The organism is Kitasatospora sp. NPDC004531 (genome assembly GCF_053602195.1).
This window is the reverse complement of sequence record NZ_JBSGDD010000016.1, coordinates 73,174-97,438: the sequence shown is the minus strand read 5'-3', so window position 1 is coordinate 97,438 and position 24,265 is coordinate 73,174. Positions and strand designations below refer to the sequence as shown.

Below are 24,265 nucleotides of genomic sequence, written 5' to 3'. Positions count from 1 at the left end.
GCGGGCGCCCGCCGCGGCCGCACGCCCGGGCCGGACGCCCCGGCGGGGCCCGGCCGGGCCCGGCCGGGCCGGACCGGGCGGCCTGCAGGCCAGTGAACCGCCGCCGAAGGGGCCGCCGGCAGTCACCGATGGCATGAGGGCCGACGGTGCGCCACCGCACTGTCCTGTACGTTCGTCCAATGTGGACGATCCATGGGCCCGACCGGGTCACCCTGGGCCGTCCCCGCCCCGGAATCACCCCCACGAAGCACCCGCACCACCCGCCGCACCGTCACGAAGGGCCCCCTCCATGCGCGTCCGCGACCTGCTCGCCCCCGGCGCACCCCGGCTGCGCCTGCTCGCCGGCGCGGAGGAGCTCGACCGGCAGGTCACCTCGGTGATGACCACCGACCTCCAGGACCCGGGCCGGTTCCTGCACGGCGGCGAACTCGTCCTCACCGGCATGCTGTGGCGCACCGCCCCCGCCGACTCCGAGCGCTTCGTGCGCACCCTGGTGGCCGGCGGCGCCGCCGCGCTCGGGGCCGGCGAGGTCGAGGTCGGACCCGTCCCCGACGACCTGGTCGAAGCCTGCCGGCGCCAGCGCCTGCCGCTGCTCGCCGTCCCCGACGACATCGCCTTCGGCACCGTCACCGAATACGTCGGCCGGCACGTCTCCGCCGGGCGCGCCGCCGACCTCGCCGCCCTGGTCGACCGGCACCGGCTGCTGGTCTCCGCCGGCGGCGCCGGCGGCCTCGACGCCGTCCTCGACCTGCTCGGCGGCGACCTCGACCTGGACTGCTGGGTGCTCACCCCCACCGGCCGGGTGATCGCCGGACCCGCCGACCGCCTCGCCCCCGAGGACCGCGACCGCCTCGCCCGCGCCCACCTCGCCGCCCAGCACCGCGGCCACCGCCCCCCGCACCGGGTCCGCCTCGCCGACGGCGCCTACTCCCTGCTGCCCGCCGCCGAAGGCGCCACCGCCTCCCCGCTCGCCGACTGGTTCCTGGTCCTCGCCGGCGACCTCGCCGACTGGCCCGCCAAACGCCGCCAGCTCGCCGACAACCTGGCCCGCCTGGTCGCCGCCGAACGCACCCGCCGCGACGACGGCCGCCGCCTGCGCCGCCGGATCGCCGACGAACTCCTCACCCTGCTCCGGCACGCCGCCGACCCCGCCGAGATCGCCCGCGCCCTGCACGCCGCCACCCACCAGGACCACCCGCGCTGGCTGGTGCTGTCCGCCCACGCCACCGGCCTGCCCGACGGCGCGCTGCGCCCGATCCTCGAAGAGGCCCTGCCCGCCACCGCCCTGGTCGCCGCCCCCGGCCCCGCCGGCGCCGTCGCCCTGCTGCCCGCCCCCGACGCCCCCGTCCCCGCCGACGCCGTCCGCGCCCGGCTCGCCCCACTGGACGCCGGACTCGACGACGACGCCCGGATCACCGTCGGCGTGTGCGAACCCGCCACCGAACCCGGCGGCCTGCGCGGCGCCCTCGAAGAGGCCCGGCACGCCCGCCGGATCGCCGACACCCGCCCCGGCCGGATCCGGGTCGCCGGACCCGAGGAACTCGCCTCGCACGTCCTGCTGCTGGCCGCCGTCCCCGACCAGGTCCGGCGCGCCTTCCGGGCCCGGCTGCTCGACCCCGTCGCCGCCTACGACCAGGAGCACCAGGCCGACCTGCTGCACACCCTCGCCGCGTTCCTGCGCGCCGACGGCTCCTGGACCCGCTGCGCCGCCCAGCTGCACGTCCACGTCAACACGCTGCGCTACCGGATCGGGCGGATCGAGGAGCTCACCGGCCGCGACCTGTCCCGACTGGAGGACCGGGTCGACTTCTACCTGGCCCTCCAGATCGACTGACCGGCGCCGTCAGCCGATCCGCCGCCGCCCGCGCGGACGGCGCGGGTACGGGAACAGCCGCGGCTTGCGCTTCGCCGCCACGTCCTCCACCCAGCCGAGGGCCGCCACCAGCACCACGAGCACCGGGATCGCCACCAGCAGGCTGAACCACTCACTGGTCAGCAGCCACCTGAGGTGCTGGTAGAAGAAGTCGACGTCCCACAGCGGGTCGATCAGCGGGAAGGCCAGCACCAGCGCCGGCACGTGCCACAGGTAGACGGTGACGGCCCGCGAGTTGAGCAGGCCCACCAGGCCGTTCCAGCGCTCCAGCCGCGGCGGCCACTGCTCCCAGGACGGGCTGATGTGCAGCAGCAGCGCGACGAAGCCGAAGGACCACAGCGCCTGCGCGATCGGCCAGACCTCGATGTCGGTCGGCTGGGTGGGATCCACCGGCCGGGTCTGCAGGTACCAGAAGCCCGCCACCATGATCAGCGGCGCGATCGACGGCACCACGTACTGCGGGATCCGCCGCAGCAGCCCGTCCCGGTGGGCCATGCCGAGGATCCAGCAGGAGCCGAACATCGCGAAGTCGTTGACGGTCTCCCAGACGCGTCCGTAGGGGAAGTCCTGCCCGGTGAAGAACGCGTTCATGGCGATCACCAGCGCCAGCGGGGCGAACAGCGTCACCATCGGGAAGCGGCGCAGCGCCCTGAGCATCAGCGGCGACAGCAGCACGTACCAGAGGTAGGCCCGCAGGTACCACAGCGGCACCACGAGCTGGGAGGCCCAGCCGGTCTCCAGGTGCCCGCCGAAGCCGTGCAACTCGGCCGCGAACGGGGGAGTGCTCAGCGGCAGCACCCAGAACGCCAGCTTCGCCCACCACCAGCCGGGGTGGCCGTCGGCGTCCGGGCCGCCGCCGTCGAGGACCTGGAGGGTCACCACCACGGCGCCGAACAGCCACATCGGCGGCAGCAGGCGGCGCAGCCGGCTGCGGATCACGCCGAGCGCGGGGCGGCTCAGCGAACGCGTCATCAGCGAGCCGGCCAGCGCGAACATCACGCCCATCGACGGGAAGGCCAGCGGCAGCCAGAACCACTCGAAGTGGTGGTACAGCACCACGCGGACCAGCGCCATCGCGCGCAGCAGGTCGAGGTAGCGGTCCCGGCCGGCCTTGCGCACCGACGAGACGAACGTGTCCGGGGCGTGGTCGCGGCGCAGCTGCTCGGGGATCCGCAGCCGGATGGTGTCGCTCATGGTCAGGCCTCCACGGGGACAGCGACCTCGCCGGTGCGCCGGAGCTTGTGCCAGCGCAGCCGGCCGCCGGTGAGCGCGGTGATCGTGGACTGCAGCAGGACGATGTACATCAACTGCCGGTAGACCACCTGTTGCAGCGGCAGGCTGATCAGGTGCCAGGGCTTCTCGCGGTCGAGCCGGAAGGCGTACCAGGACAGCACCGCCTGGAGCAGGATGAAACCGCCCCAGCTGGCGAGCGTGATGGGCGCGTCCGTGAACAGCACGCCGTACAGCAGGAACAGGTCGACCAGCGGCGCCAGCAGCGGGGCGACCACGCCGAACAGCACCACCATCGGCAGCCCGATCCGGCCGAAGCGCCCGGCCGGGCCGCGGGAGACCACGGCGCGGCGGTGCTTCCACATCGCCTGCATCGAGCCGTAGCTCCAGCGGTAGCGCTGCGACCAGAGCTGCTGGAGGCTCGCGGGCGCCTCGGTCCAGGCGCGGGCCCGCTCGGCGTAGACGACCCGCCAACCCTGGCACAGCACCGCGATGGTGATGTCGGTGTCCTCGGCGAGGGTGTCGTCGCTCATCCCGCCGACCTGCCGCAGCGCCTCCTTGCGGAACGCGCCGACCGCGCCGGGGATGGTCGGGATGACGTTCAGCACGTCGTACATCCGGCGGTCCAGGTTGTGGCCGAGCACGTACTCGATGTGCTGCCAGGCGCCGATCAGGCTGTCCCGGTTGCCGACCTTGGCGTTGCCGGCCACCGCGCCGATCCTCGGGTCGGCGAACGGCTGCACCAACTCCCGCACCGTGGACGGCTCGAAGACAGTGTCGCCGTCCATCATCACCACGATGTCGTACGAGGCGGCCTCGATGCCGGCGTTGAGCGCGCTGGGCTTGCCGCCGTTGACCTTGCGGATCAGCCGGACGAACGGCAGGTTCATCTCCTCGACGATGTCCGCGGTGCCGTCCGTGGAGCCGTCGTCGATGACGATCACTTCGATCGGGTAGTCGCTGGCGGCCAGCGAGTTCAGGGTGTTGGCGATGCACTCCAGCTCGTTGTACGCGGGGACGAGCACGGTGACCGGCTCGGTGACCGGCGGCCCCCAGGCGCCCTTGCGCTTGGAGCGGCGGGCGTGCACCGGGGCGAGGACGATCATCAGCGCGAACCGGCCGAAGTTCAGGAAGCCGACCAGCGCGAGCAGCCCGACCAGCAGCGGCAGGGTGTACACCGCGACCTGGGTGGCCCAGACGAAGCCCTTGCCCGCCCACAGCTGGAAGCCGTGCACCGGCACCATCGCCGGGGTGGCGCCCAGCGCGTCCGAGACGGTGGTGAAGCGGTAGCCCTCGGCCTGGAGCTTGACGATGATCTGCTCCAGCGCCTCCACCGTCTCCGAGCGGTCGCCGCCCGCGTCGTGCAGCAGGATCAGCTCGCCCGCGCCCGGCTTGGACGGCATCGCCGCCTTGACGATCTCCTCGACGCCCGGGCGCTTCCAGTCGTCGGTGTCCTTGTCGATGAACGCCGTCAGGTAGCCGTGCGCGCCGACGTACTTGATGACCGGGTAGTTCCAGTCGTCCATCGCCGAGGCGTCCGAGGAGTACGGCGGCCGGAACAGCGAGCTGTGCACGCCCGCGACGCCCGCCAGCGCCAGCTGGGTCTGCGCCAGCTCCCAGCTGATCCGGGTGTGCGACTGGAACGCCAGGTCGGGGTGGGTGAAGGTGTGCAGGCCGATCTCGTGGCCGTTCGCGACGATCTGCCGGATCAGCTCCGGGTTGCGGGTGGTCATCGCGCCGGTGACGAAGAAGTCCGCGCGGATGTCGTGCGCCTTCAGCACGTCGAGGATCTTCGGCGTCCACTCCGGCGAGGGGCCGTCGTCGAAGCTCAGCACCACCGTCTTGTCCGGGATCCGGTAGCTGACCGGGTTCCCTTTCTTGTCGCCGCGCGCGTCGATCACCGGGCCGCCCTTGAGCAGGTCCTCCGGCACGGTCGTCTTGTCGACGGACTGCGCGATCCGGGTGTCGTGGAACACCTCGTTGGTGGCGAGGCCGCGCAGCACCAGCAGCACCAGCAGGCACGCCAGCAGGGACAGCGGCATCACGAAGCGCAGCGGCGGGGCGGCCAGTCGGCGCGGCCTCAGCAGGGACTGCCGCCGGCGCTGGTGGCGGGACAAAGGGCGCTCCTGGAAAGGGTGGTGCGGATGGATCAGGGGTGCTTGGTGGACTGCCCCGTCGGTTTGACGGTGGTCTTCGAGCCGGCCGAGCTGCTGGGCCTGGCGGGCGCGGAGCGGGAGGACGACGGGCCGACCGAGGGCGACGCGCTGCCCGAGGCGGACGGCGACGGCGACGGGGAGGGCGCGGGCCGCTCCGGCTGGGCGCTCTGCGGCGGGATCTCCATCGCCGGGGCGTCCGCCTGCACGCCGATCAGGCTGCCGCCCATCGCGACCGCCAGCACCGCGCCCACCACCGAGACCGGCCAGCCGAGGCCCCGCAGCAGCCGGCCGCGCAGCCCCGACTCGTCCACGAACACCGGCTCGGGCAGCGGCTCTTCGGCGAGGCGCGCGTCGAAGTCCGGGGCCGGGTGCGTCGATTCGCGCTCGGAGGAGGTCATGGCAGGGCGCACCGAGCGAGGCCTTTCAGGGGCAGGGAGCGAAGACCGCGGGAGCGTGGATCGAACGCTAGTGCACCGACCTGAGCCGAATTGGCCCCGATGTCCAGTTTCGACACCTTCTGAGTCAGGGTTGTGACCGGATCGAGACCCCTACCATCACGTACTGGTATGTACCTGTGCACGGACCGTGGACCTCGGCCGATGCCCGCCCGCGCGGGCCGTCCCGGCGGCGGCGCGGCCGGTGAGCCCCGTTAGGATGACCGCCTCCGACCGGTCGTCGATCCCCGTGCGGCAGGCGTGTCCAGCCACCGCCGCCGCGCCCCAAGGAGCCCGTGTGCGCCAGTCCCGCCGTCCCGCCCGCCGCGTGTGGAGCGTGATCACGCTGCCGACCCTGCTGTGCGCGCTCGCCGCCTGCACCGGCGACCCCGCCGCCGGCGGCGACTCCGCCGCGAAGGGCGGGCCCGCCGCGGCGAGCCCGTCGAAGCCGAGCGGGCCGCCGGGAACCCTGTTCGACACCTTCCGCTACACCGGCCCCGAGGACCCGAACTTCGCCGCGCACGGCTGGGAGGTCCGGGAGGGCGGCGGCGGCCCCGGCATCAAGGACACCTGGAGCGCCGCCGGCGCGTCCTTCCCCGACGACCAGAGCGCCCAGGGCGGCCGGGCGCTGCAACTGCGCTCGACCACCGACGGCACCAAGCAGGGCACCCGGCAGGTCGAGGTGCAGAGCACCGGCACCAACCTGTTCCACGGCACCTTCGCCGCCCGGATCCGGTTCAGCGACAAGCCGTCCAGCGGCCGCACCGGCGACCACGTGGTGCAGACCTTCTTCCCGATCTCGCCGGCCGACGACTCCGCGAACTACAGCGAGCTCGACTACGAGTACCTGCCCAACGGCGGCTGGGGCGCGCCCGGCCCCAAGCTCGACACCACCAGCTGGTTCAAGGCCGACCCGCCGGACCGCGTCACCCACGCCGCCAAGCAGCGCCTGGAGGGCTGGCACACCCTGATGGTCACCGCGATGGACGGCAAGGTCGTCTACTCGCTGGACGGCAAGGAGCTGTTCACCAGCTCCGACAAGTACGTCCCGCGCGAGCGGATGGACGTCCACTTCAGCAACTGGTTCATCGACCTGCTGCCCACCATCAGCGGCCCGCGCAGCTGGGACATGAAGGTCAACTGGTTCTACTACAAGGCCGACCAGGCCGTCTCCGCGGCCGAGGTGCAGCAGACGGTGGACGGCTTCTACGGCGCCGGCACCGACTGGGTCGACACCCTGCCGAAGTCCTGACGCGGGAACACGAAGGGCCCGGCAGCTGCCGGGCCCTTCGTGCGTCGCGGGGTGTCAGTGCTGGGCGGGGATGATCCCGGTCAGCCAGGTGAAGACGCCCGGGACCATCGGCTTCCACACGTCGCTGCTGTGCGCGCCGGTGGTCTCCTGGACGGTCACCGTGGTCGGGGCCTTGGCCGCCGCCTTGAGCGCCTCGCCGCCCTCCAGGCCGTCGCCCTTGTTGCCGGAGACGTACAGCGCGGTCTTCGGCGGGGTCTTGGCGTTCTTCAGGATGTTCAGCGGGTTGGAGATCTCCCGCAGGTGCGGGTCCTTCGCGGTCAGCGACTGGCCCTCGGCGGCCGGGTCGTTGTAGCCGGACAGGCTGATCCCGGCGCGGTAGCGGTCCGGGTGCTCCAGCGCCAGCTTGGCCGCGCAGTGCGCGCCCGCCGAGTAGCCGGCCACCGCCCAGCGGTCGGCCGAGGGGTCCACCCGGAAGTTGTCCAGCACCATCTGCGGGACGTCCTTGGACAGCCAGGTGTCGGCGTTGACCTTGCCCGGCACGTCGGCGCAGCCGGTGTCGGTGGAGTCGCCCAGCAGGTTGGTGCGCGGCGAGATCAGGATGAACGGGGTGACCTGGCCGCTCTGCATCATCGGCTTGAGCTGCTCGGAGACCCGCAGGGTGCCGAACCAGGTCTTCGAGGAGCCCGGCCAGCCCGGCAGCAGCTCGACCACCGGGAAGGTCTTGTCCTTGTACGCCGGGTCGTTGTACTGCGGCGGCAGCCAGACCAGCACCTCGCCGTCGACGCCGGAGAGGGCGCCCTTGAGGTCGGTGGTCTGCACGTCGCCGGGCACCTTCGAGTCGCCGACCGGCTTGAACTGCTGGACGACCTTGGTGTGCTGCGGCTTCGCGTCGTTGCCGGGGGTGCCGCTCGCGCCGGTGTCGGCCTGCACGTTGGGCACCGCGCGGACGTGGTTGCCGGTGCCCAGCAGGTCGTCCCAGCTGCCGTAGATCAGGTTGGCGTTGTTGACCATGACGAAGACGGTCAGGACGGCGGTGATCTGACAGAACAGCAGCATCACGATCCTGGAGAGCACCTGGACCGGCTTCGGCCCCCGGGCCCGGCCCCACAGCAGCAGGGCCACGGCGATCGAGATCGGCACCAGGATGATCGTCAGAATAAGGAACGGGGTGCCTGTCAGCTGCATCGGGTTCTCTCGAATCGGGTCGTCCGGCCGTCCGGGGCACGGTCCCCCGGTTCGCACATCACACTTGTCAGACTGCGTCAAACACACGATCAGTTGCTGGCGACACCCGCAGAAACCTGAGAGGAACATCACGTTTTCGTGAGAATCCGCTGTGCGTTCGCGGCCTAGTCTGCCAGTTCGCCCACAGCCCTCCCGCACCAGCCCGCAGTCTTTACCGAAACCAGGAGCATTCATTCCGTGACCAGTGCCAACGGCCCCGCCCGCCCCGCCCTGCCCAGCCTGCTGGGCCTCGGCCCGCGCGCCGAACGCCGCCGCCGCACGCTGCCCGCCGGAGTGCTGCGACTGCCCACCATCGGCGTCGACATCGGCGGCACCAAGGTGGTGGCCGGCGTGGTCGACGGCGAGGGCCGGGTGCTGGAGCGGGTGCGCACCGAGACCCCGGACAAGAGCAAGAGCCCCAAGGTCGTCGAGGACGTCATCATCGACCTGGTCCTGCAGCTCGCCGACAAGCACGACGTCCACGCGGTCGGCGTCGGCGCGGCCGGCTGGGTCGACTCCGAACGCTCCACCGTGCTGTTCGCCCCCCACCTGAACTGGCGCAACGAGCCCCTCCAACAGGCGCTCAGCGCCCGGCTGCGCTTCCCCGTGGTGGTCGAGAACGACGCCAACGCCGCCGCCTGGGCCGAATGGCGCTTCGGCGCCGGCCGCGGCGAGGACCACATGGTGATGATCACCCTCGGCACCGGCATCGGCGGCGCGGTGGTCCGCGACGGGTACGTCGACCGGGGCAAGCACGGCCTGGCCGGCGAGTTCGGCCACATGCAGGTGGTGCCCGGCGGCCACCGCTGCCCGTGCGGCAACCGCGGCTGCTGGGAGCAGTACTCCTCCGGCAACGCGCTGGTCCGCGAGGCCCGCGAGCTCGCCGCCGAGGAGTCCCCGGTGGTCCAGCCGCTGCTCGCCCGGGCCGGCGGCACCCCGCTGGGCATCTCCGGCCCGCTGGTCACCGAGGCCGCGCGCGACGGCGACCCGGTCGCCGTCGAGCTGCTCTACGAGGTCGGCCGCTGGCTCGGCGTCGGCATCGCCAACCTCGCCGCCGCGCTCGACCCCGGCCGCTTCGTCGTCGGCGGCGGCGTCAGCGAAGCCGGCGACCTGCTGCTCGCCCCCGCCCAGGACGCCTTCCGCCGCACCCTCACCGGCCGCGGCTTCCGCCCCGAGGCCGAGATCGTGCACGCCGCGCTCGGCAACGAGGCCGGGCTGGTCGGCGCCGCCGACCTGGCCCGCCAGGTCGCCCGCCGCTTCCGCACCGTCAAACGCCGCCGGGTGGAACGCGCGACCGGTCGCTGACGCACCGACAGATACGGTTCTGCTTGCGGCAGTTGGCCGAAGGGCACGTTGTCGGGGGTGGGGCGGGTGTGGGAGAACGGGAGACCGACGCCGTCCCAGGGAGGCCGTATGAGACCCCTCGCCCGTCTCGTCCCCGCACTCGCACTCGTCACCGGACTGCTCTGCACCGCCGCACCCGCCCAGGCCGCGCCCGGCACGGCCGGCAAGCAGCCGGAGGCGGTGGGGTGGGGCGGCGCGGTGGCCAGCGTGGACGCCGACGCCACCAACGCCGGGCTGGAGGTGCTGCGGCACGGCGGGAACGCGGTGGACGCCGCCGTCGCCACCGCGGCCGCGCTCGGCGTCACCGAACCGTACTCGGCGGGCATCGGCGGCGGCGGGTACTTCGTGTACTACGACGCCCGCACCGGCAAGGTCACCACGCTGGACGGCCGGGAGACCGCCTCGCGGACGGCCGACAGCTCGCTGTTCCTGGAGAACGGGCAGCCGCTGCCGTTCGCCGACGCCGTCACCAGCGGCCTGTCCGTCGGCGTGCCCGGCACCGCCGCCACCTGGGAGCAGGCGCTGCGGCGCTGGGGCAGCCGGGATCTCGGCGAGGTGCTGAAACCGGCCGAGCGGATCGCCGACCGTGGGTTCACGGTCGATCAGACCTTCCAGGACCAGACCGCCCTCAACCAGGCCCGGTTCCAGGACTTCCCGGCCAGCCGCGCGCTGTTCCTGCCGAACGGCGCCCTGCCGGTCGTCGGCTCCACCTTCCGCAACCCCGATCTCGCCGCCACCTACCGGGAGTTGGGCCGCAACGGCACCGCCGCGCTGTACCGGGGACCGATCGGCGCGGACGTGGTGCGCACCCTCCAGCACCCGCCCGTCGACCCCGCCTCCGGCCGCAACGCCCGCCCCGGGAAGGTCGACGCCGCCGACCTCGCCGCGTACCGGGTCGAGCAGCAGGACCCGACCCACGTCTCCTTCCGCGGCCTGGACGTGTACGGCATCGCCCCGTCCTCCTCCGGCGGCACCACCGTCGGCGAGGCGCTGAACATCCTCGGCACCGGCGCCGCCGCCGACCCCGTCCAGTACGACCACCGCTTCCTGGAGGCCAGCCGGCTCGCCTTCGCCGACCGCAACCGCTGGGTCGGCGACCCGCGCTTCGTGCAGGTGCCGACCCGGCAGCTGCTCTCCCCGGCCTACGCCGCCTCCCGGGCCTGCCTGATCGACCCGGCCCACGCCCTGACCAGCCCCGTCGCCCCCGGCGACCCGTACCACCCGGCGCCCTGCGCGAGCGGCGGGCAGCCGGCGGCCGAACCGTACGAGGGCCTGAGCACCACGCACCTGACGGTCGCCGACCGGTGGGGCAACGTCGTCTCCTACACGCTGACCATCGAGCAGACCGGCGGCAGCGGCATCACCGTGCCAGGCCGCGGCTTCCTGCTCAACAACGAGCTGACCGACTTCAACTTCGCCCCGCTCACCCCGGGCGTCCCCGACCCCAACCTGCCCGGCCCGGCCAAGCGGCCGCGCTCCTCGATCTCCCCGACCATCGTGCTCAAGGCCGGCAAGCCGTACCTGGCGGTCGGCTCGCCCGGCGGCGCCACCATCATCACCACCGTGCTCCAGGTGCTGACCGGACGGATCGACCGCGGACTGACGCTGGAACAGGCCATCGCCGCGCCCCGCGCCAGCCAGCGCAACACCGCCGCCACCCAGGCCGAGCCGGCCTTCCTCGCCTCGCCCGAGGCGGCGAAGCTCCAGGCCATGGGCCACGTGTTCAGCTCCACCCCGGAGATCGGCGCCGCCACCGGCATCGAACGGCTCCCCGACGGCCGCTGGCTGGCCGCCGCCGAACCCACCCGCCGCGGCGGCGGCTCGGCAGCGGTCGTGCACCCGTCCCGCTGAGCCGTCCCGCCGAGCCGTCGCCTGCCGGGCGCTGTCGGTGGTGGGCGGTATGTTCGGACGGGGTGGCCGGCCCGGTGCCGGGAGCCCCGTCCGTCCGTACCGCCGAGGGAAGGCCGCCGTGACCGTCCGCATCGCCACCTGGAACATCAACTCCGTCACCGCCCGGCTGCCCAAGCTGCTGGAGTGGCTGGAGTCCGCCAAGCCGGACGTGCTCTGCCTGCAGGAACTCAAGTGCTCCACCGAGGCGTTCCCGGCCGAGGCGATCGGGGAGCTCGGCTACGAGGCCGCCGCGCACGGCACCGGCCGGTGGAACGGCGTCGCCGTGCTGTCCCGGATCGGCCTGGCGGACGTGGTCCGCGACCTGCCCGGCCAGCCCGGCTACCTCGCCGAGGACGCGATGCTCCCGGTCACCGAGCCGCGCGCCGTCGCCGCCACCTGCGGCCCCGTCCGGGTCTGGTCGGTGTACGTGCCCAACGGCCGCGAGGTCGACCACGCCCACTACCGCTACAAGCTGGAGTGGCTGGCCGCGCTGCGCGACGCCGTTCGTGAGGACGCGGCGGGGGAGCGCCCGTTCGCCGTCCTCGGCGACTACAACATCGCGCCCACCGACGCGGACGTCTTCGACATCGCCGCCTTCGCCGGCCTCACCCACGTCACCGCCCCCGAGCGCGCCGCGCTGACCGCCCTCCAGGAGATCGGCCTGCAGGACGTCGTCCCCCGCCCGCTCAAGTACGACCACCCCTACACCTACTGGGACTACCGGCAGTTGGCGTTCCCGAAGAACCGCGGCATGCGGATCGACCTCACCTACGCCAACAAGCCCTTCGCCGACGCCGTCACGGACAGCTACGTCGACCGCGAGGCCCGCAAGGGCAAGGGCACCTCGGACCACGCGCCCGTCCTGGTCGACCTGGACCTCTGAGCCGTCAGGAGAGCAGTGCCGCGAGGACGACGCCGCCCAGCACCGGGTTGGCGTTGACGTGGTCCAACTCGGCCCAGTGGTACAGGGCGACGGCGCACACCAGCAGCGGATCCGGCTCCACCGACACCCGCCCGTCGGAGCCGGCCACGCTCCGGCCGTCCTCCAGGAGCTCCGCGCACAGCAGGCCGCGGCGCACGAAGCGCAGCGTGCGGTCGCCCGCGCGGAACTCCACGAAACGGCCGGAGCGCAGCAGATGCCGGCCGCGGGCGCGGAGGTGCAGCTCGGCGCCGTCGAAGGTGCCGAGAATGCCGCGGCGCGCCAACGCGGCGGCGTGGGAGCCGGGCCGCCCGAACCGGGGCAGCTCGGCCAGCGGGCGGCCGTCGAGCTCCACTCGCCAGGACTCCGCGGTGTCGCCGTACGTCCTGGCGCGGGTCCGGTGCAGCGTCAGTTCACCGAGCCGAGTGGCGGCTGACGCCCCGTCCGGGCGCAGCTTCGTGAACTCCACTGTTTCGTCTCCTCGTTCGTGAAACCGCAGGTCGGGGCCGGTGGGCGGAGATTTCTGCGGCAGTATTCTCTGAGTGTATAGACGCGAAGTACACCTCCGGCGTACTGTTCCGATCATGAGCGTTCCACTCACCCTGCTCGGGCTCCTCGAACGCGAGCCCAGCCACGGCTACGACCTCAAGCGGGACTACGACGCCTTCTTCGGGCGCGGCAAACCGCTGCCCTTCGGCCAGGTGTACGCGACCCTCGGGCGGCTCGCCCGGGACGGCAAGGTGGTCGTCGGGGAGCCCGAGGCCGGTGACGGGCCCGACCGCAAGCGGTACGTGATCACCGAGACCGGCGCCACCGAGTTCGAGGACTGGCTGCGCGAACCCGTCGCCGCCGAACCCCACCTGCAGACCGTGCTGTTCAGCAAGGTCGTCCTCGCCCTGATGCTCGGCCGCGACGCCGAGCTGTACCTCGACACCCAGCGCGCCGCCCACCTGGCGCGGATGCGCGAACTCACCGCGATCAAGCGCTCCGGCAGCCTCGTCGACGCCCTCCTCGCCGACCACGGACTGTTCCACCTGGAGTCCGACCTGCGCTGGATCGACCTGACCGCCGCCCGACTCGACGCCCTCGCCGCGGAGGTGGCCAAGCGATGACCGAACCCCTGCTGCACGCCCGGGACGTGACCCTCTCCTTCGGCGAGACCCCCGCCCTGCGCGGCGCCGAACTCGCCGTCGACGCAGGCGAGATCCTCGCCATCATGGGCCCCAGTGGCTCCGGCAAGTCCACCCTGCTGCACTGCCTGGCCGGCATCCTCACCCCCGACAGCGGCGAGATCCACTTCGACGGCCGCCGGATCGACCGCCTCGGCGAACAGGAACGCAGCGCCCTGCGCCGCGACAGCTTCGGCTTCGTCTTCCAATTCGGCCAGCTGGTACCGGAGTTGACGGCAGAGGAGAACGTCGCCCTGCCGCTGCTGCTCGGCGGCGCCCGCCGGGGTGCCGCGCTCCAGCGTGCCCGCAGCTGGTTCCCCAGGCTCGGCCTGGACGGCCTGGAGGCCCGCCGCTCCGGCGAACTCTCCGGCGGCCAGGCCCAACGCGTCGCCCTCGCCCGCGGACTGGTCGCCGAACCGCGCGTCCTGTTCGCCGACGAACCCACCGGCGCGCTCGACTCCCTGACGGGCGAACAGGTGATGGACCTGCTGGTCGGCAGCGCCCGCGACCAGGGCACCACCGTCGTCCTGGTCACCCACGAGGCGCGGATCGCCGCCTACGCCGACCGCGAGGCGATCGTCCGCGACGGCCGGGCCACCTCGCTGAGCGGACGGCTGACCTCATGATCCGACTCGGACTGCGACTGGCCGTCAGCGGCGGCCGCGAGGCGATCATTCGGCTCGCCATCACCGCCGGGGCCGTCGCCATCGGCGTGGGCCTGCTGTTCACCACGCTCGCCGCGATCAACGGCGTGCACGCCCAGAACGGCCGCAACGCCTGGTTCAACACCCCGTTCGTCCACGGCCACCCCGCGGATCGGGAGGCCGCGGGGAACACCGCCTCCGGCGGTGTGGCGAATTCCGCCTCCGGCGGGGCCGGTGGGCAGGCGAGTTCCGCCTCCGGCGGGGCGGCTGCGGGGAGTTTCGCCTCTGGCGGGAGTGGCGGGCAGGAGAATTCCGCCTCCGGCGGTGCGACTGCGGCGAGTTCCGCCTCCGGCGGTGTGACGGCGGGGAGTTCCGCCTCCGGCGGGGCCGGTGGGCAGGCGAGTTCCGCCTCCGGCGGTGTGGCGGCGGGGAGTTCCGCCTCCGGCGGGGCCGGTGGGCAGGCGAGTTCCGCCTCCGGCGGTGTGGCGGCGGGGGGTTCCGCCTCCGGCGGGGCCGGTGGGCAGGCGAGTTCCGCCTCCGGCGGTGTGGCGGCGGCGAGTTCCGTCTCTGGCGGTGAGGCGGCAGGGAGATCCGCCTCCGGCGGGTCCGGCGGGCAGGCGAAATCTGCCTCCGGCGGGGCGAGTGCGGGTGGTTCCGGGGGTGATCCGATGTGGTGGCTGACTCGGCGGGACACCGTGGTGGGGAAGGAGGTCGCGCGCGTCGATGTGGCGGTGACCGGGCCGAATGCGGCGCTTGCGCCGGGGGTGGCGCGGATGCCCGGGCCGGGGGAGTACTACCTGTCGCCGGCGCTGGCGCGCCTCGCGGACGAGATGCCGCCGGCCCAGCTCGCCGACCGGTTCCAGGGGCGCCGGATCGGGATCCTCGGCGCGGCGGCGCTGCCCTCGCCCGACAGCCTGGTGGCGCTGGTCGGCCGTAGCCCGCAGGAGTTGCGGGAGCAGCGCGACGCCGTGCTGGTGGACAGTGTCGCCGCCGCCGCGCCCGACAAGTGCGGCGACTGCGTGGTGGGCATCAAGTCCAACGGGATCGACCTGATCCTGACGGTGGTGAGCGGCGCCCTGGTCTTCCCCGTGCTGATCCTGATCGGCACCGCCACCCGCCTGAATGCCGCCCGCCGCGAGCAGCGCTTCGCCGCGATGCGGCTGGTCGGCGCGACGCCCCGGCAGGTGTCGGTGGTGTCCGCCGTGGAGGCGGCGGTCGCCGCCGCGATCGGGGTGCTGGTCGGCTTCGTGCCGTTCCTGGCGCTGCGCGGCACCGTGGCGCAGGCGCAGCTGACCGGTTCGCCGTTCTTCCGCTCCGACCTGACGCTGTCGTCCGGCCAGATCGCCGCCGTCGCCCTCGGGGTGCCGCTGGCCGCCGCCGTCGCCGCGCGGATCGCGCTGCGCCGGGTGCAGATCTCGCCGCTCGGGGTGAGTCGCCGGGTGACGCCGAAGCCGCCCCGGGCGTGGCGGGTGGTGCCGCTGGTGGCGGGCCTGGTGGAGCTGGTCGCGTTCCTGGTGTGGCACCCGGAGTCGGTGCCGGGGCAGGTCAGGGGGTACCTGTCGTCGTTCCTGCTGATCGCCCTGGGTCTGGTGCTGTCCGGCCCGTGGCTGACGATGATCGGCGCGACCCTGCTGGCCCGCCGCACCCAGCGCCCCGCCACCCTGATCGCGGTGCGCCGCCTGGCCGACAATCCGACCGCCGGCTTCCGGGCCGTCAGCGGACTGGTGCTGGCGCTGCTGGTGATGACGGCGACCATCGGCGTCATCACCGCGATCGGCGAGGAGCGCGACCACCCGCACGGCGGCCCGCAGTTCAACAACCTGCTGGTCAACGACCTCAGCGGCGGCTACGAGGAGGACCGCCGCCCGGTCAGCCAGGGCCGTCCCGCCCCGCCCGAACTGGTCGAGCGCCTGCAGAACGTGCCGGGCGTGCGGACGGTGCTGCTGACCCACCCGGCCGCCGAGGCCGTGCAGGTGCACACCGGCGAAGGCGACGAGACCAGCCGTCAGGTGGTGGACTGCCGCCGGCTGAACGCCATCGGGCTGTACGGCCACTGCGCGCCCGGCGCGCAGGCCGCCTACGTGGCGTACGTCTGGTCCGGCTGGAGCGACGAGAGCGCCACCCAGTGGCCGACCGCGCCCTACACCGCCGACCAGCTGGCCGCGCTCGGGGTGCTGAACGTGGTCGTGGACACCGACGGCTCGACCGCCGCCGTCGAGCAGGCCCGCACCATGGTGGACACCGCCTACCCCGGGACGCGGCAGGCGATGACGCTCGCCGAGTCGTGGAAGCTGGCCGGCGCCGACATGCGCGCCTTCCGGCAGCTGGCCGACGCGGTGATCCTGGCGACCTTCCCGATCGCGGGCTGCAGCCTGGCGGTGAGCGTCGCCGGGTCGCTGAGCGAACGCAAGCGGCCGTTCAGCCTGCTGCGCCTGACCGGTGTGTCGCTGGGCACGCTGCGCCGGGTGGTGGCGATGGAGTCGGTGGTGCCGCTGCTGGTGATGGCGACCGTCGCGGTCGGCGTCGGACTGCTCGCCGCCGATCTGTTCCTGCGCTCGCAGTTGAAGTACTCGCTGCACGCGCTGGGCGCCGGGTACTGGGCGGTGGTCGCGGCGGGTCTGGCGGTCGCGCTGGCCGTCATCGGCGCGACCCTGCCGCTGCTGCGGCGGATCACCGGCCCGGAGACCGCCCGCAACGAGTAGCGCCCGTACGGAGTACCCGTTCGGCCGAAAGGGCCGTTCGCGTTCGGATCATTATTCGGACCCGAACGGCCCTTGAGGTGTAGCCGGGGCGGGTGGCGCTGCCTAGCGTGGTCGGTGACCAGGGGTAGCGGAACGGCTACGCGACCGCTGCCCCCACCTCGATCCCCCTGGAGGTACGGCATGCGCCGAACGCGCACCGCCGCCGCCGCTCTGCTCGGCACCACCGCCCTGCTCGCGCTGGCCGGCGCCACCGCCCCCGCGTCCGCCAAGAGCGGCCAGCCCGCCTGGGTCAGCCCCGCGCAGGCGCTGCCCGGCCAGTCCGTCTCGGTCAGCGTGAACTGCGCCGGCAGCTCGACGAAGTCCCTGACGGCGACCTCGACGGCCTTCGTCGGCGGCTCGACCACGCTCAGTGTCGGCCCCGACGGCAAGTACTCCGGCACCGCCACCGTGATCTCCGAGCACGAGATGGCCGACGCCGCCAAGCGCTCCACCGCCGGCGAGGCGTCCTGGGGCATCGAAGGCAAGTGCCCCAATGGCGACAGCTTCACCGGCGCGGTCGGCATCGCCGCCAAGTCCGAGGGCGGCGGCACCGGCGCCGCCGGCGGCACGGGCGGCAGCGGCAGCACGGGCGGCGAGTGGGAGGGCACGCGGCTCCCGCACGGCGGGGTGGAGACCGGCGTCGGCGGCTCGGTCGGCATGGACGCCGGGCGGCTGGCCGCCGGGGCCGGGCTGGTGACGGCGGGCGTGGCCGGGTTCTGGCTGCTGCGCCGGCGCGGTTCGGCCGACAGCCGGGCGCTCTGAGCGGTCGTCCGGTACGCGCCCACCGTACCCGGCACGCTCCGCGTCCCCCGGAGAACAGCGGAGGGCGGCCCCACCGTCGTGGTGGGGCCGCCCTCTCGACGTGTCTCAGCCCGCGGTGGCCGGGACCGGCCGCGCCGCGGCGGTGGAGGAGGTGCGCTCCAGGGTGCCGACGGTCAGCAGGTACTGGCCGACGATGTAGGTCAGCATGATCAGGAAGCTGTGGGCGGGCAGGTGCTTCCACTCCGCGATGTCGGTGGCGATCAGGGTGTCCGACAGCAGGAACAGCGCGCCGCCCAGGCCCGCCCGCCAGTCGATCCGGGACGAGGTCACCGCGGTGGACGCCAGCAGCAGGCTGTAGCAGGCCATCGGGATCCGCATGCCCGCGTCCAGGTCGGGCAGCAGCAGCGTGATCAGCGTCGCCCAGGCCACCAGGTAGCCGGCCGCGACCAGCGCGGTGCGCCGGCGGTCGGCGAGCGCGCCGAGCTTCACGAACATCGTCACGTAGCAGGCGTGGCCGACCGCGAACGAGCCCATCCCGGCCAGGAACCCGCCGGTGCCGCCGACCTGCAGCAGGATGTCGCCGCCCGCGCCGAACAGCAGCGCCGGGATCAGCAGCTTCGGCGTCCCCGGCCGCGCCGACGCCCACACCCAGGCGGCCAGCAGCGGCATCAGCAGCGGCTTGGTGCAGTACCGCAGGGGCGGCAGGTGGACGGCGATCGCCAGCAGGTGCACCGCCGAGACGACGGCGAAGGCGATCAGCAGGGCCCGCGCGGTGCGCGGGTCTCGGGCGGGGCTCATGCGGGGGCACTCTCCGGGTTGGCGGCGGGGGACTCGGTACGCGGCGCGGGCTGCCAGCCCGGGCCCTTCGCCAGGTGGCGCAGCCGGTCCCCCCAGGTGGTGGCGCGCGCCACGTCCCGGGCGATCGCCGCGTACTCGTGGGTGGCGACCTTCAGGGGATTGTAGGTCGTGATGTTCTTGGTCAGCCCGTACACCGGCTGCTCGGCCTCGGTCGCGAAGGAGCCGAACCACCGGTCGAAGACGATCAGGATGCCGCCGAAGTTGCGGTCCAGGTAGCCGCCCTGGGAGGCGTGGTGCACCCGGTGGTGCGAGGGCGTGTTGAGCACGTACTCGATCGGCCGGGGCAGCTTGCCGATCCGCTCGGTGTGGATCCAGAACTGGTACACCAGGTTGACCGAGCCGCAGAACGCCACCGCCGCCGGGTGCACGCCCGCCACGATCATCGGCAGGTAGAAGATCCAGCCGGTGGCGGACGTCCAGGGCTGGCGCAGCGCCGTCGACAGGTTGTAGTGCCGGCTGGAGTGGTGCACCACGTGGCAGGCCCACAGCAGGCGGATCACGTGGTGGCCGCGGTGCGACCAGTAGTAGAAGAAGTCGTAGGCGAGCAGCATCAGCGGCACGGTCCACCACAGCACCGGGATCCGAAGCGGCGTCAACTCGTACAGGAACGAGTAGATCGCCACGATCGGGATCTTCCACCCGGCGTCGAACAGCAGCGAGCCGAGGCCCATCGACAGGCTGGCCGCGGTGTCCTTCACGGCATAGCCCTGCTCCTCCTCGTCCGGATGGAACCGGTAGGAGACGATCTCGAGAACGGTGAGCAGCACAAAGGCCGGTATCGACCAGAGCACGACATCGGGCAGCTGAGGCATGCCCGGAACCATAAGCGACCCGGGTGGGCCTGCGGAAGAGGTTGTTACCGGCGCGTACAGTCCGATTCGGCGTCTAGGCTTGGGGGCGACATGGAGCGGCAGGAAGCAACCGCCGGCGCCCGAACGGCCGCCGGCGGCACGGGGATCAGGCCCACGGGCGGAGCCGAACGGCTCGCGACCCCGGCCCGGCCGTACCCGGAGAACGCCGCCGGCGCAGGCGAACTCGCCGATCGCGCCCGGGAGTTGGCGGAGCGGTTCGCCGCCGCCGAGGCCGCCGAGGCGGACTTGCTGGCCTCCGCCGTGTTCGGCCTGCACGGCGCCCGGCACCTCGGCGGCGCACCCCAGCAGGCCGAACCCGCCGCCGGCACCAGCTGGTGGCACGGCCCGAGCGTGCACCACACCACCTCGCCGCTGTTCCGCCCGCTCGGCTACCGCCGGGTCCGGCGCGAAGCCCCCGCGCTGCCCGCCGCCCGCCCCACCGGCGGCGGCCGGCACCGCAAGACCGAACGCCCCACCACCGAACTGCGCATCGCCGCACGGCTGTTGCTCGCCCACCCGGTGGTCACCGCGGACGGCCCGCACGGCGCCTCGCTGCCGCTGATCCGCCGTCACGCCACCACCCTCGCCGAACGCTTCCACACCCTGCTCGGCTACCGCCTCACCCTCGGCCCCGGCCACGCCCGGCTGCACAAGGCCGCGCTCCCCGGCCGCGGACTGCCCGGGCTCGGCCCCGCCGGGTACGCCGCGCTCGTCCACGCGCTCGCCGCGCTCGCCGAGGGCGCGCGCCCGGACGTCGCCGACGAGCGGGTGCGGGCCCTGCTCGACCAGTGGCGGCCGCCCGCCGACCTCGCCGCCGACCTGCTCACCGCGGTGCCGCTGCCGCCCGCCGGACCCGAACTGACCGTCCGCCGCCTGCTCGCCGAGACCCCCGTCGTGCTGCTCGACGACCTCGCACCCGCCGAACGCGAGCACCTGCGCAGGGCCGCCCCCGCCGAGACGGAACGATTCGCCGAAGTGCTCGGCCTCACCGCCGAGATCCGCGCCGAAGGCATCGCCCTGCTCGACCCCGCCGACGAGCTCACCGACCTCGCCCTGCCCGGCCCCGGCACCCTCGCCCAGGCCGCGCTGCTGCTCGCCGAGCGCCTCGTCGAGGACCTCCGCCCCGTCGAGACGGAGAGCGCCCCGCCCGCCGTCCTCATCCCCGACGCCCTGATCGACGGCACCCTCGGCGACATCACCGACGACTACGGCATGAGCGCCGGCTGGGACGCGGGCTACCTCGCCGACCTCGCCGCCTTCCGCCGCGACGCCCTCGACCTGCTGCACCGGATGGGCCTGGCCGCCCCCGCCGGCCGCAACTGGCTGCTGCGCGCCCCCGCCGCCCGCTACGCCCCGCGCGCGGAGCTCCAGCCCGCCCCGGGCTCCGGCCGGCACTCCCGCCCCGCGAAGGGCCGCGACCGCCAGGCGGTGTGAGCGCGCTCAGGGCGTCAGCGGGCGGACGTGCTCGGCGACCGGGCGGAACTCCTGGACGGTCGCGTCGTACTGGACGCGCTGGCCCCGGTGCAGGAAGCGGTCGTCCTCGGGGGCCACGACGGAGTCGTAGTAGACGGCGACGTCGGGGCCGCCGTCGTCCGGGGCGATGTAGCCGTAGGCGTGGCGGGTGTCGAACCACCGGACGGTGCCGGTCTCCATGGCGGGGCTCCCTTCGGGCCGGTCACCCTCAGTATCGGATGCGGCCGGGGAGCCCACCACTCGTTCGGAGCAGCGTCAGCGCTGCGCGGCGCTCACCGCGGGCGGCCGATGGCCGACGGTCTCCACGGTGGCGGCGACGCCGAAGGAACCGAGGACGACGGAGGCCGCGACGGCGGCGCAGGCGAGCATCCGGCGGTGCCGCTTGGGCAGCGGGAAGCTCGGGGCGGTGCGGGCGTTCATGGCAGGCAGCCTGGCAGGGCGGCGTTACGCGGTCACGAAACGCGGGTGAAATCCGGAAGGGATCTCGGCGTCGGAACCTCCACAGCCGGATCGCCGCAGGTCGGGGCGGTGATCGTCGGTGTGCGCAGCAGGCCGGGCAGGAGCGAGGCCAGCACCTGCTGGGCCGCGCCGTAGAAGAAGATCGGCAGCAGCACGGCCGGGTGGCCGCCGAACTGGGCGCCCGCCAGGGCGGCCGCCGCGCTGGTGTTGTTCAGGCCGGAGGCGAGCGTCAGGGTGGTGCGGGCGGCCGGCGCGGCGGGGGAGCGGCGGGTGGCCAGCCAGCCCGCCAGGAACGGGCCGGCGCAGACCAGCGCGCCGCAGCCGGCGGCGATCGCCACCAGGCGCGGCTCGGGGCGCAGCACGATCTCCCGGGCCACGCCCGCCGCGTTCAGGTAGGTCAGCGCGAGCGCGATCAGCAGGCCGGTCAGCCGCAGCCGGGGCAGCAGCGCGGCGCGCAGCCGGCCGTGCAGGGGACGGCGGGTGGCGCGGCGGGCGAGCAGGCCGGCCAGGCAGGGCAGGGCCACCCACAGGGCCATGAACCGGCTGGTGGCGTCGGAGTGGGCGAGCGCGTCCAGGGCGCGGCGCGGGCCGCCGCTCTCCGGTCCCTCGGCGAGCGCCAGGCCCAGCGGGGTGGTGAGCGGGCTGAGCAGCGTCGTGGTGAGCACCAGGCCGAGACCGAGCGGGGCGTCGCCGCCGGCCCTGGCGCCCCAGGTCTGCGCGGCGCCGGCCACCGGCATCGCGGCGGTCAGCGCCAGCCCGACCACCAGCCAGCGCGCCTCCCGGCCGTCCGGCCAGCACCCGGCGGTGGCCCGCTCCGCGCCGAGCAGCACCACCGCGCGCAGCACCACCGCCACGCCCAGCCCGGCCAGCAGCAGCCCGGGCCGCAGCAGCGCCCGGCCGACGTCCGCCGCCCGGGTCTCGAACCCGCCGATGAACATCGCCGCGAACAGCATCAGCGTCGGCACCGTCACCCCGTCGGCCCGGCAGTGCCGGATCACCCCCGCCGGGTCGGGCAGCAGCCCGCCCAGCAGGCAGGCGGCGAGGGTGGCGGCGCCGAGACGGCGGCGCAGGGTGGCGTCGAGGGCGGTGCACAGCATGGGAGTTCAGGCTTTCGGCCGGCGGTGGTGCGGCCGGACGGGCCGTGGCGGCGCGGGCGGATGACGGCCGCCCGGCCGCCGCTTCGGCGTGGAGTCCGACCCGGCCCAGCCTGGCACCGCCGCGCGGCGGCCCGGACCATTACGAACTCTTGGTAAAGGCAGCAGAGTTGCCGCGCGCCCAGACGCCGCACGGGCCGCCCGGGCGCGCGGCCGGGCGGCGCGCCGGGGAGGTTTCACTCCTGCGGGCGAGACCGCCCGGGGTATTCCTCGCCGACGGCGGTGCCGACCGCGTCCCGCAGGCCGTGCGCCGGGTGCGAGCGGGCCGGCCCGGCCGCCGGGTCGGCCCGCAGCTCGCGGACCAGGGCCACGCACAGCGCCAGCATCACCAGGACGAACGGCAGCGCGACCAGGATGGTGGCGTTCTGCAGCGCCGTCAGCCCGCCCGCCAGCAGCAGCGCCGCCGCGACCGCCGCCATCAGCGCGCCCCACACCACCACCAGCCAGGTCCGCGGGTGCAGCGCGCCGCCGGACGACAGCGAACCCAGCACCAGCGAGGCGGAGTCCGCCGAGGTGATGAAGTACAGCATCACCAGCAGCACCGCGATCACGCTGGTCAGCGAACCCAGCGGCAGCGCCTTGAGCATCTCGAACAGCCCGGCGTCCGCGCCCTGCGGAATGGTCGCCACCAGGTCGGCCGCGCCGGTGGACTGCAGCCGGATCGCCGAGGCGCCCATCACCACGAACCAGAGGGTGGTCGCCCCGCTGGGCACCAGCAGCACCCCGACCAGGAACTGCCGCACCGTGCGGCCGCGCGAGATCCGCGCGATGAAGGTGCCGACGAACGGCGCCCAGGACAGCCACCACGCCCAGTAGAAGATCGTCCAGGAGCCCAGCCAGTCCTCGTTGGTGAACGCCCCGGTCTGGGTGGCCAGCACCGCCAGGTCGGAGAGGTAGCCGCCGACCGTGGACGGCAGCGCGTCCAGCACGAACACCGTCGGGCCGACCACGAAGACGAAGGCCATCAGCGCCGCCGCCAGCACCACGCTGGTGGTGGACAGCCACTTCACGCCCCGGTGCACGCCCGACATCGCGGACAGCACGAACGCGCCGCCGAGCGCCGCGATCACCACCAGCTCCACGCCCTGGGTGGCCCGGACGTCCGTGACGTAGCCGAGGCCGCCCGCCACCTGGATCGCGCCCAGGCCCAGGCTGGTCGCCGAACCGAACACCGTCGCGAACACCGCCAGCAGGTCGATCACCCGGCCCGCCCAGCCGTGCGCCCGGCGCTCGCCGAGCAGCGGCACGAACGCCTGCGACATCCGGTTGCCCCGGCCCTTGCGGAACGTCGTGTACGCCAGCGCCAGACCGCCCACCGCGTAGATCGCCCACGGGTGCAGCGTCCAGTGGAACAGCGAGAACTCCAGCGCCCGCTGCGCCGCCGCCGAGGTCTGCGGCACGATGTCCGAGCCGGGCTGCGGCTGCGCGTACAGCTGAAGGGGCTCGCCGACGCCGTAGAACAGCAGGCCGATGCCCATGCCGGCGCTGAACATCATCGCCACCCAGGCCAGCGTGGAGAACTCCGGCTGCTCGCCGTCCCGGCCGAGCGGGATCCGGCCGAACCGGCTCACCGCGATCACCACCGCCAGCACCAGGAACACGTCCGCGGCGACCACGAACAGCCAGCCGAAGGAGTGCAGCACCCAGGACAGCGCGGTGCTCGACGCGCGACTCAGCGAGTCCTCGGCGAACACCCCCCAGGCGACCACCGCCAGCACGGCGACCGCGCCGACGCCGAACACCACCCGGTCCAACGGGAAGGCGTCCGGCGGCGCGGGCTGACGGTCGGTCGAAGACTCCGAAGGTGTGGACATGTGAGGCACTATGTCCAC

Annotated in this window: 21 protein-coding genes; 10 read left to right on the top strand and 11 right to left on the bottom strand. The window is 73.8% G+C overall.

From position 1 onward, the window contains the following. The first annotated feature begins 289 nt into the window (after positions 1 to 289). Positions 290 to 1,834 (top strand): PucR family transcriptional regulator, encoded by a 1,545-nt coding sequence (locus ACWEMJ_RS10265; RefSeq protein ID WP_452136546.1) that lies wholly within the window; start codon positions 290 to 292, stop codon positions 1,832 to 1,834. A gap of 9 nt (positions 1,835 to 1,843) precedes the next feature. On the opposite strand, the gene ACWEMJ_RS10260 is transcribed toward ACWEMJ_RS10265, so the two are convergent. The 3 genes from ACWEMJ_RS10260 to ACWEMJ_RS10250 all read right to left on the bottom strand — a co-directional run bounded on the left by ACWEMJ_RS10260 (position 1,844) and on the right by ACWEMJ_RS10250 (position 5,657). Further along, positions 1,844 to 3,067, bottom strand: coding sequence for an acyltransferase family protein (locus ACWEMJ_RS10260; RefSeq protein ID WP_452136545.1), 1,224 nt, complete (start codon positions 3,065 to 3,067; stop codon positions 1,844 to 1,846). A 2-nt stretch (positions 3,068 to 3,069) separates the two neighbouring features. Next, positions 3,070 to 5,157, bottom strand: a complete 2,088-nt coding sequence (locus ACWEMJ_RS10255) for a bifunctional polysaccharide deacetylase/glycosyltransferase family 2 protein (RefSeq protein WP_452136553.1) — start codon at positions 5,155 to 5,157, stop codon at positions 3,070 to 3,072. 95 nt (positions 5,158 to 5,252) lie between these two features. After that, positions 5,253 to 5,657 carry a hypothetical protein gene (locus ACWEMJ_RS10250; protein WP_452136544.1) on the bottom strand — a complete coding sequence of 135 codons (405 nt, stop codon included), beginning with the start codon at positions 5,655 to 5,657 and terminating at the stop codon, positions 5,253 to 5,255. A 334-nt stretch (positions 5,658 to 5,991) separates the two neighbouring features. Here ACWEMJ_RS10250 and ACWEMJ_RS10245 point away from each other — a divergent pair, with 334 nt between their 5' ends. After that, on the top strand, positions 5,992 to 6,945 hold the full coding sequence (locus ACWEMJ_RS10245) for a glycoside hydrolase family 16 protein (protein ID WP_452136543.1): 954 nt from the start codon (positions 5,992 to 5,994) through the stop codon (positions 6,943 to 6,945). A 54-nt stretch (positions 6,946 to 6,999) separates the two neighbouring features. On the opposite strand, the gene ACWEMJ_RS10240 is transcribed toward ACWEMJ_RS10245, so the two are convergent. Continuing rightward, the gene (locus ACWEMJ_RS10240) at positions 7,000 to 8,130 is read right to left on the bottom strand and encodes an alpha/beta hydrolase (RefSeq protein WP_452136542.1); all 1,131 of its coding nucleotides are present in this window, start codon (positions 8,128 to 8,130) and stop codon (positions 7,000 to 7,002) included. A 279-nt stretch (positions 8,131 to 8,409) separates the two neighbouring features. Between ACWEMJ_RS10240 and ACWEMJ_RS10235 the strand changes: the two genes are divergently transcribed. The 3 genes from ACWEMJ_RS10235 (at position 8,410) to ACWEMJ_RS10225 (ending at position 12,286) form a co-directional block, all read left to right on the top strand. Then, positions 8,410 to 9,474, top strand: coding sequence for an ROK family glucokinase (locus ACWEMJ_RS10235; protein WP_452136552.1), 1,065 nt, complete (start codon positions 8,410 to 8,412; stop codon positions 9,472 to 9,474). Between the two features lie 108 nt (positions 9,475 to 9,582). Next, entirely contained in the window at positions 9,583 to 11,364 is a 1,782-nt protein-coding gene (gene ggt, locus ACWEMJ_RS10230; RefSeq protein ID WP_452136541.1) for a gamma-glutamyltransferase, read from the top strand. 118 nt (positions 11,365 to 11,482) lie between these two features. Next, positions 11,483 to 12,286, top strand: a complete 804-nt coding sequence (locus ACWEMJ_RS10225; protein WP_452136540.1) for an exodeoxyribonuclease III — start codon at positions 11,483 to 11,485, stop codon at positions 12,284 to 12,286. A gap of 4 nt (positions 12,287 to 12,290) precedes the next feature. Here ACWEMJ_RS10225 and ACWEMJ_RS10220 read toward each other — a convergent pair whose 3' ends face one another. Further along, positions 12,291 to 12,791: a hypothetical protein gene (locus ACWEMJ_RS10220; protein ID WP_452136539.1), complete on the bottom strand. Its 501-nt coding sequence runs from the start codon at positions 12,789 to 12,791 to the stop codon at positions 12,291 to 12,293. Positions 12,792 to 12,906: 115 nt separating this feature from the next. On the opposite strand from ACWEMJ_RS10220, the gene ACWEMJ_RS10215 reads away from it, so the two are divergent. From ACWEMJ_RS10215 to ACWEMJ_RS10200, 4 genes are all read left to right on the top strand, one after another. Then, a complete protein-coding gene (locus ACWEMJ_RS10215; RefSeq protein WP_452136538.1) occupies positions 12,907 to 13,434 on the top strand; it encodes a helix-turn-helix transcriptional regulator in 528 nt (175 codons plus the stop codon). Then, the gene (locus ACWEMJ_RS10210) at positions 13,431 to 14,117 is read left to right on the top strand and encodes an ABC transporter ATP-binding protein (RefSeq protein WP_452136537.1); all 687 of its coding nucleotides are present in this window, start codon (positions 13,431 to 13,433) and stop codon (positions 14,115 to 14,117) included. Before ACWEMJ_RS10215 ends, ACWEMJ_RS10210 begins: the two co-directional genes overlap by 4 nt. Before the next feature lie 791 nt (positions 14,118 to 14,908). Beyond that, complete coding sequence (locus ACWEMJ_RS10205; RefSeq protein ID WP_452136536.1) at positions 14,909 to 16,837, top strand: FtsX-like permease family protein; 1,929 nt, start codon at positions 14,909 to 14,911, stop codon at positions 16,835 to 16,837. Positions 16,838 to 17,017: 180 nt separating this feature from the next. Continuing rightward, positions 17,018 to 17,638, top strand: coding sequence for a hypothetical protein (locus ACWEMJ_RS10200; protein WP_452136535.1), 621 nt, complete (start codon positions 17,018 to 17,020; stop codon positions 17,636 to 17,638). Between the two features lie 105 nt (positions 17,639 to 17,743). Here the strand turns inward: ACWEMJ_RS10200 and ACWEMJ_RS10195 are convergent, their stop codons facing one another. Both ACWEMJ_RS10195 and ACWEMJ_RS10190 read right to left on the bottom strand, forming a co-directional pair. Further along, positions 17,744 to 18,436, bottom strand: a complete 693-nt coding sequence (locus ACWEMJ_RS10195) for a lysoplasmalogenase (RefSeq protein ID WP_452136534.1) — start codon at positions 18,434 to 18,436, stop codon at positions 17,744 to 17,746. Further along, a complete protein-coding gene (locus ACWEMJ_RS10190; RefSeq protein WP_452136533.1) occupies positions 18,433 to 19,308 on the bottom strand; it encodes a sterol desaturase family protein in 876 nt (291 codons plus the stop codon). Before ACWEMJ_RS10190 ends, ACWEMJ_RS10195 begins: the two co-directional genes overlap by 4 nt. Before the next feature lie 90 nt (positions 19,309 to 19,398). On the opposite strand from ACWEMJ_RS10190, the gene ACWEMJ_RS10185 reads away from it, so the two are divergent. Beyond that, positions 19,399 to 20,781 carry a DUF2398 family protein gene (locus ACWEMJ_RS10185; protein WP_452136532.1) on the top strand — a complete coding sequence of 461 codons (1,383 nt, stop codon included), beginning with the start codon at positions 19,399 to 19,401 and terminating at the stop codon, positions 20,779 to 20,781. Positions 20,782 to 20,787: 6 nt separating this feature from the next. Here ACWEMJ_RS10185 and ACWEMJ_RS10180 read toward each other — a convergent pair whose 3' ends face one another. From ACWEMJ_RS10180 to ACWEMJ_RS10165, 4 genes are all read right to left on the bottom strand, one after another. Continuing rightward, on the bottom strand, positions 20,788 to 21,000 hold the full coding sequence (locus ACWEMJ_RS10180) for a cold shock domain-containing protein (protein ID WP_452136531.1): 213 nt from the start codon (positions 20,998 to 21,000) through the stop codon (positions 20,788 to 20,790). A gap of 75 nt (positions 21,001 to 21,075) precedes the next feature. Then, a complete protein-coding gene (locus ACWEMJ_RS10175) occupies positions 21,076 to 21,240 on the bottom strand; it encodes a hypothetical protein (protein ID WP_452136530.1) in 165 nt (54 codons plus the stop codon). Positions 21,241 to 21,272: 32 nt separating this feature from the next. Continuing rightward, the gene (locus ACWEMJ_RS10170) at positions 21,273 to 22,376 is read right to left on the bottom strand and encodes a hypothetical protein (protein ID WP_452136529.1); all 1,104 of its coding nucleotides are present in this window, start codon (positions 22,374 to 22,376) and stop codon (positions 21,273 to 21,275) included. Between the two features lie 233 nt (positions 22,377 to 22,609). Beyond that, a complete protein-coding gene (locus ACWEMJ_RS10165) occupies positions 22,610 to 24,247 on the bottom strand; it encodes a BCCT family transporter (protein ID WP_452136528.1) in 1,638 nt (545 codons plus the stop codon). Positions 24,248 to 24,265: the final 18 nt, after the last annotated feature.

Coding starts and splice junctions, on each gene's coding strand:
- ACWEMJ_RS10260 (WP_452136545.1), bottom strand. CDS start 3,067: ATGAGCGACACCATCCGGCTGCGGATCCCCGAGCAGCTGCGCCGCGAC.
- ACWEMJ_RS10210 (WP_452136537.1), top strand. CDS start 13,431: ATGACCGAACCCCTGCTGCACGCCCGGGACGTGACCCTCTCCTTCGGC.
- ACWEMJ_RS10205 (WP_452136536.1), top strand. CDS start 14,909: ATGCCCGGGCCGGGGGAGTACTACCTGTCGCCGGCGCTGGCGCGCCTC.
- ACWEMJ_RS10190 (WP_452136533.1), bottom strand. CDS start 19,308: ATGCCTCAGCTGCCCGATGTCGTGCTCTGGTCGATACCGGCCTTTGTG.
- ACWEMJ_RS10200 (WP_452136535.1), top strand. CDS start 17,018: ATGCGCCGAACGCGCACCGCCGCCGCCGCTCTGCTCGGCACCACCGCC.
- ACWEMJ_RS10215 (WP_452136538.1), top strand. CDS start 12,907: ATGAGCGTTCCACTCACCCTGCTCGGGCTCCTCGAACGCGAGCCCAGC.
- ACWEMJ_RS10250 (WP_452136544.1), bottom strand. CDS start 5,657: ATGACCTCCTCCGAGCGCGAATCGACGCACCCGGCCCCGGACTTCGAC.
- ACWEMJ_RS10195 (WP_452136534.1), bottom strand. CDS start 18,436: ATGAGCCCCGCCCGAGACCCGCGCACCGCGCGGGCCCTGCTGATCGCC.
- ACWEMJ_RS10170 (WP_452136529.1), bottom strand. CDS start 22,376: ATGCTGTGCACCGCCCTCGACGCCACCCTGCGCCGCCGTCTCGGCGCC.
- ggt (WP_452136541.1), top strand. CDS start 9,583: ATGAGACCCCTCGCCCGTCTCGTCCCCGCACTCGCACTCGTCACCGGA.
- ACWEMJ_RS10185 (WP_452136532.1), top strand. CDS start 19,399: ATGGAGCGGCAGGAAGCAACCGCCGGCGCCCGAACGGCCGCCGGCGGC.
- ACWEMJ_RS10180 (WP_452136531.1), bottom strand. CDS start 21,000: ATGGAGACCGGCACCGTCCGGTGGTTCGACACCCGCCACGCCTACGGC.
- ACWEMJ_RS10265 (WP_452136546.1), top strand. CDS start 290: ATGCGCGTCCGCGACCTGCTCGCCCCCGGCGCACCCCGGCTGCGCCTG.
- ACWEMJ_RS10240 (WP_452136542.1), bottom strand. CDS start 8,130: ATGCAGCTGACAGGCACCCCGTTCCTTATTCTGACGATCATCCTGGTG.
- ACWEMJ_RS10175 (WP_452136530.1), bottom strand. CDS start 21,240: ATGAACGCCCGCACCGCCCCGAGCTTCCCGCTGCCCAAGCGGCACCGC.
- ACWEMJ_RS10165 (WP_452136528.1), bottom strand. CDS start 24,247: ATGTCCACACCTTCGGAGTCTTCGACCGACCGTCAGCCCGCGCCGCCG.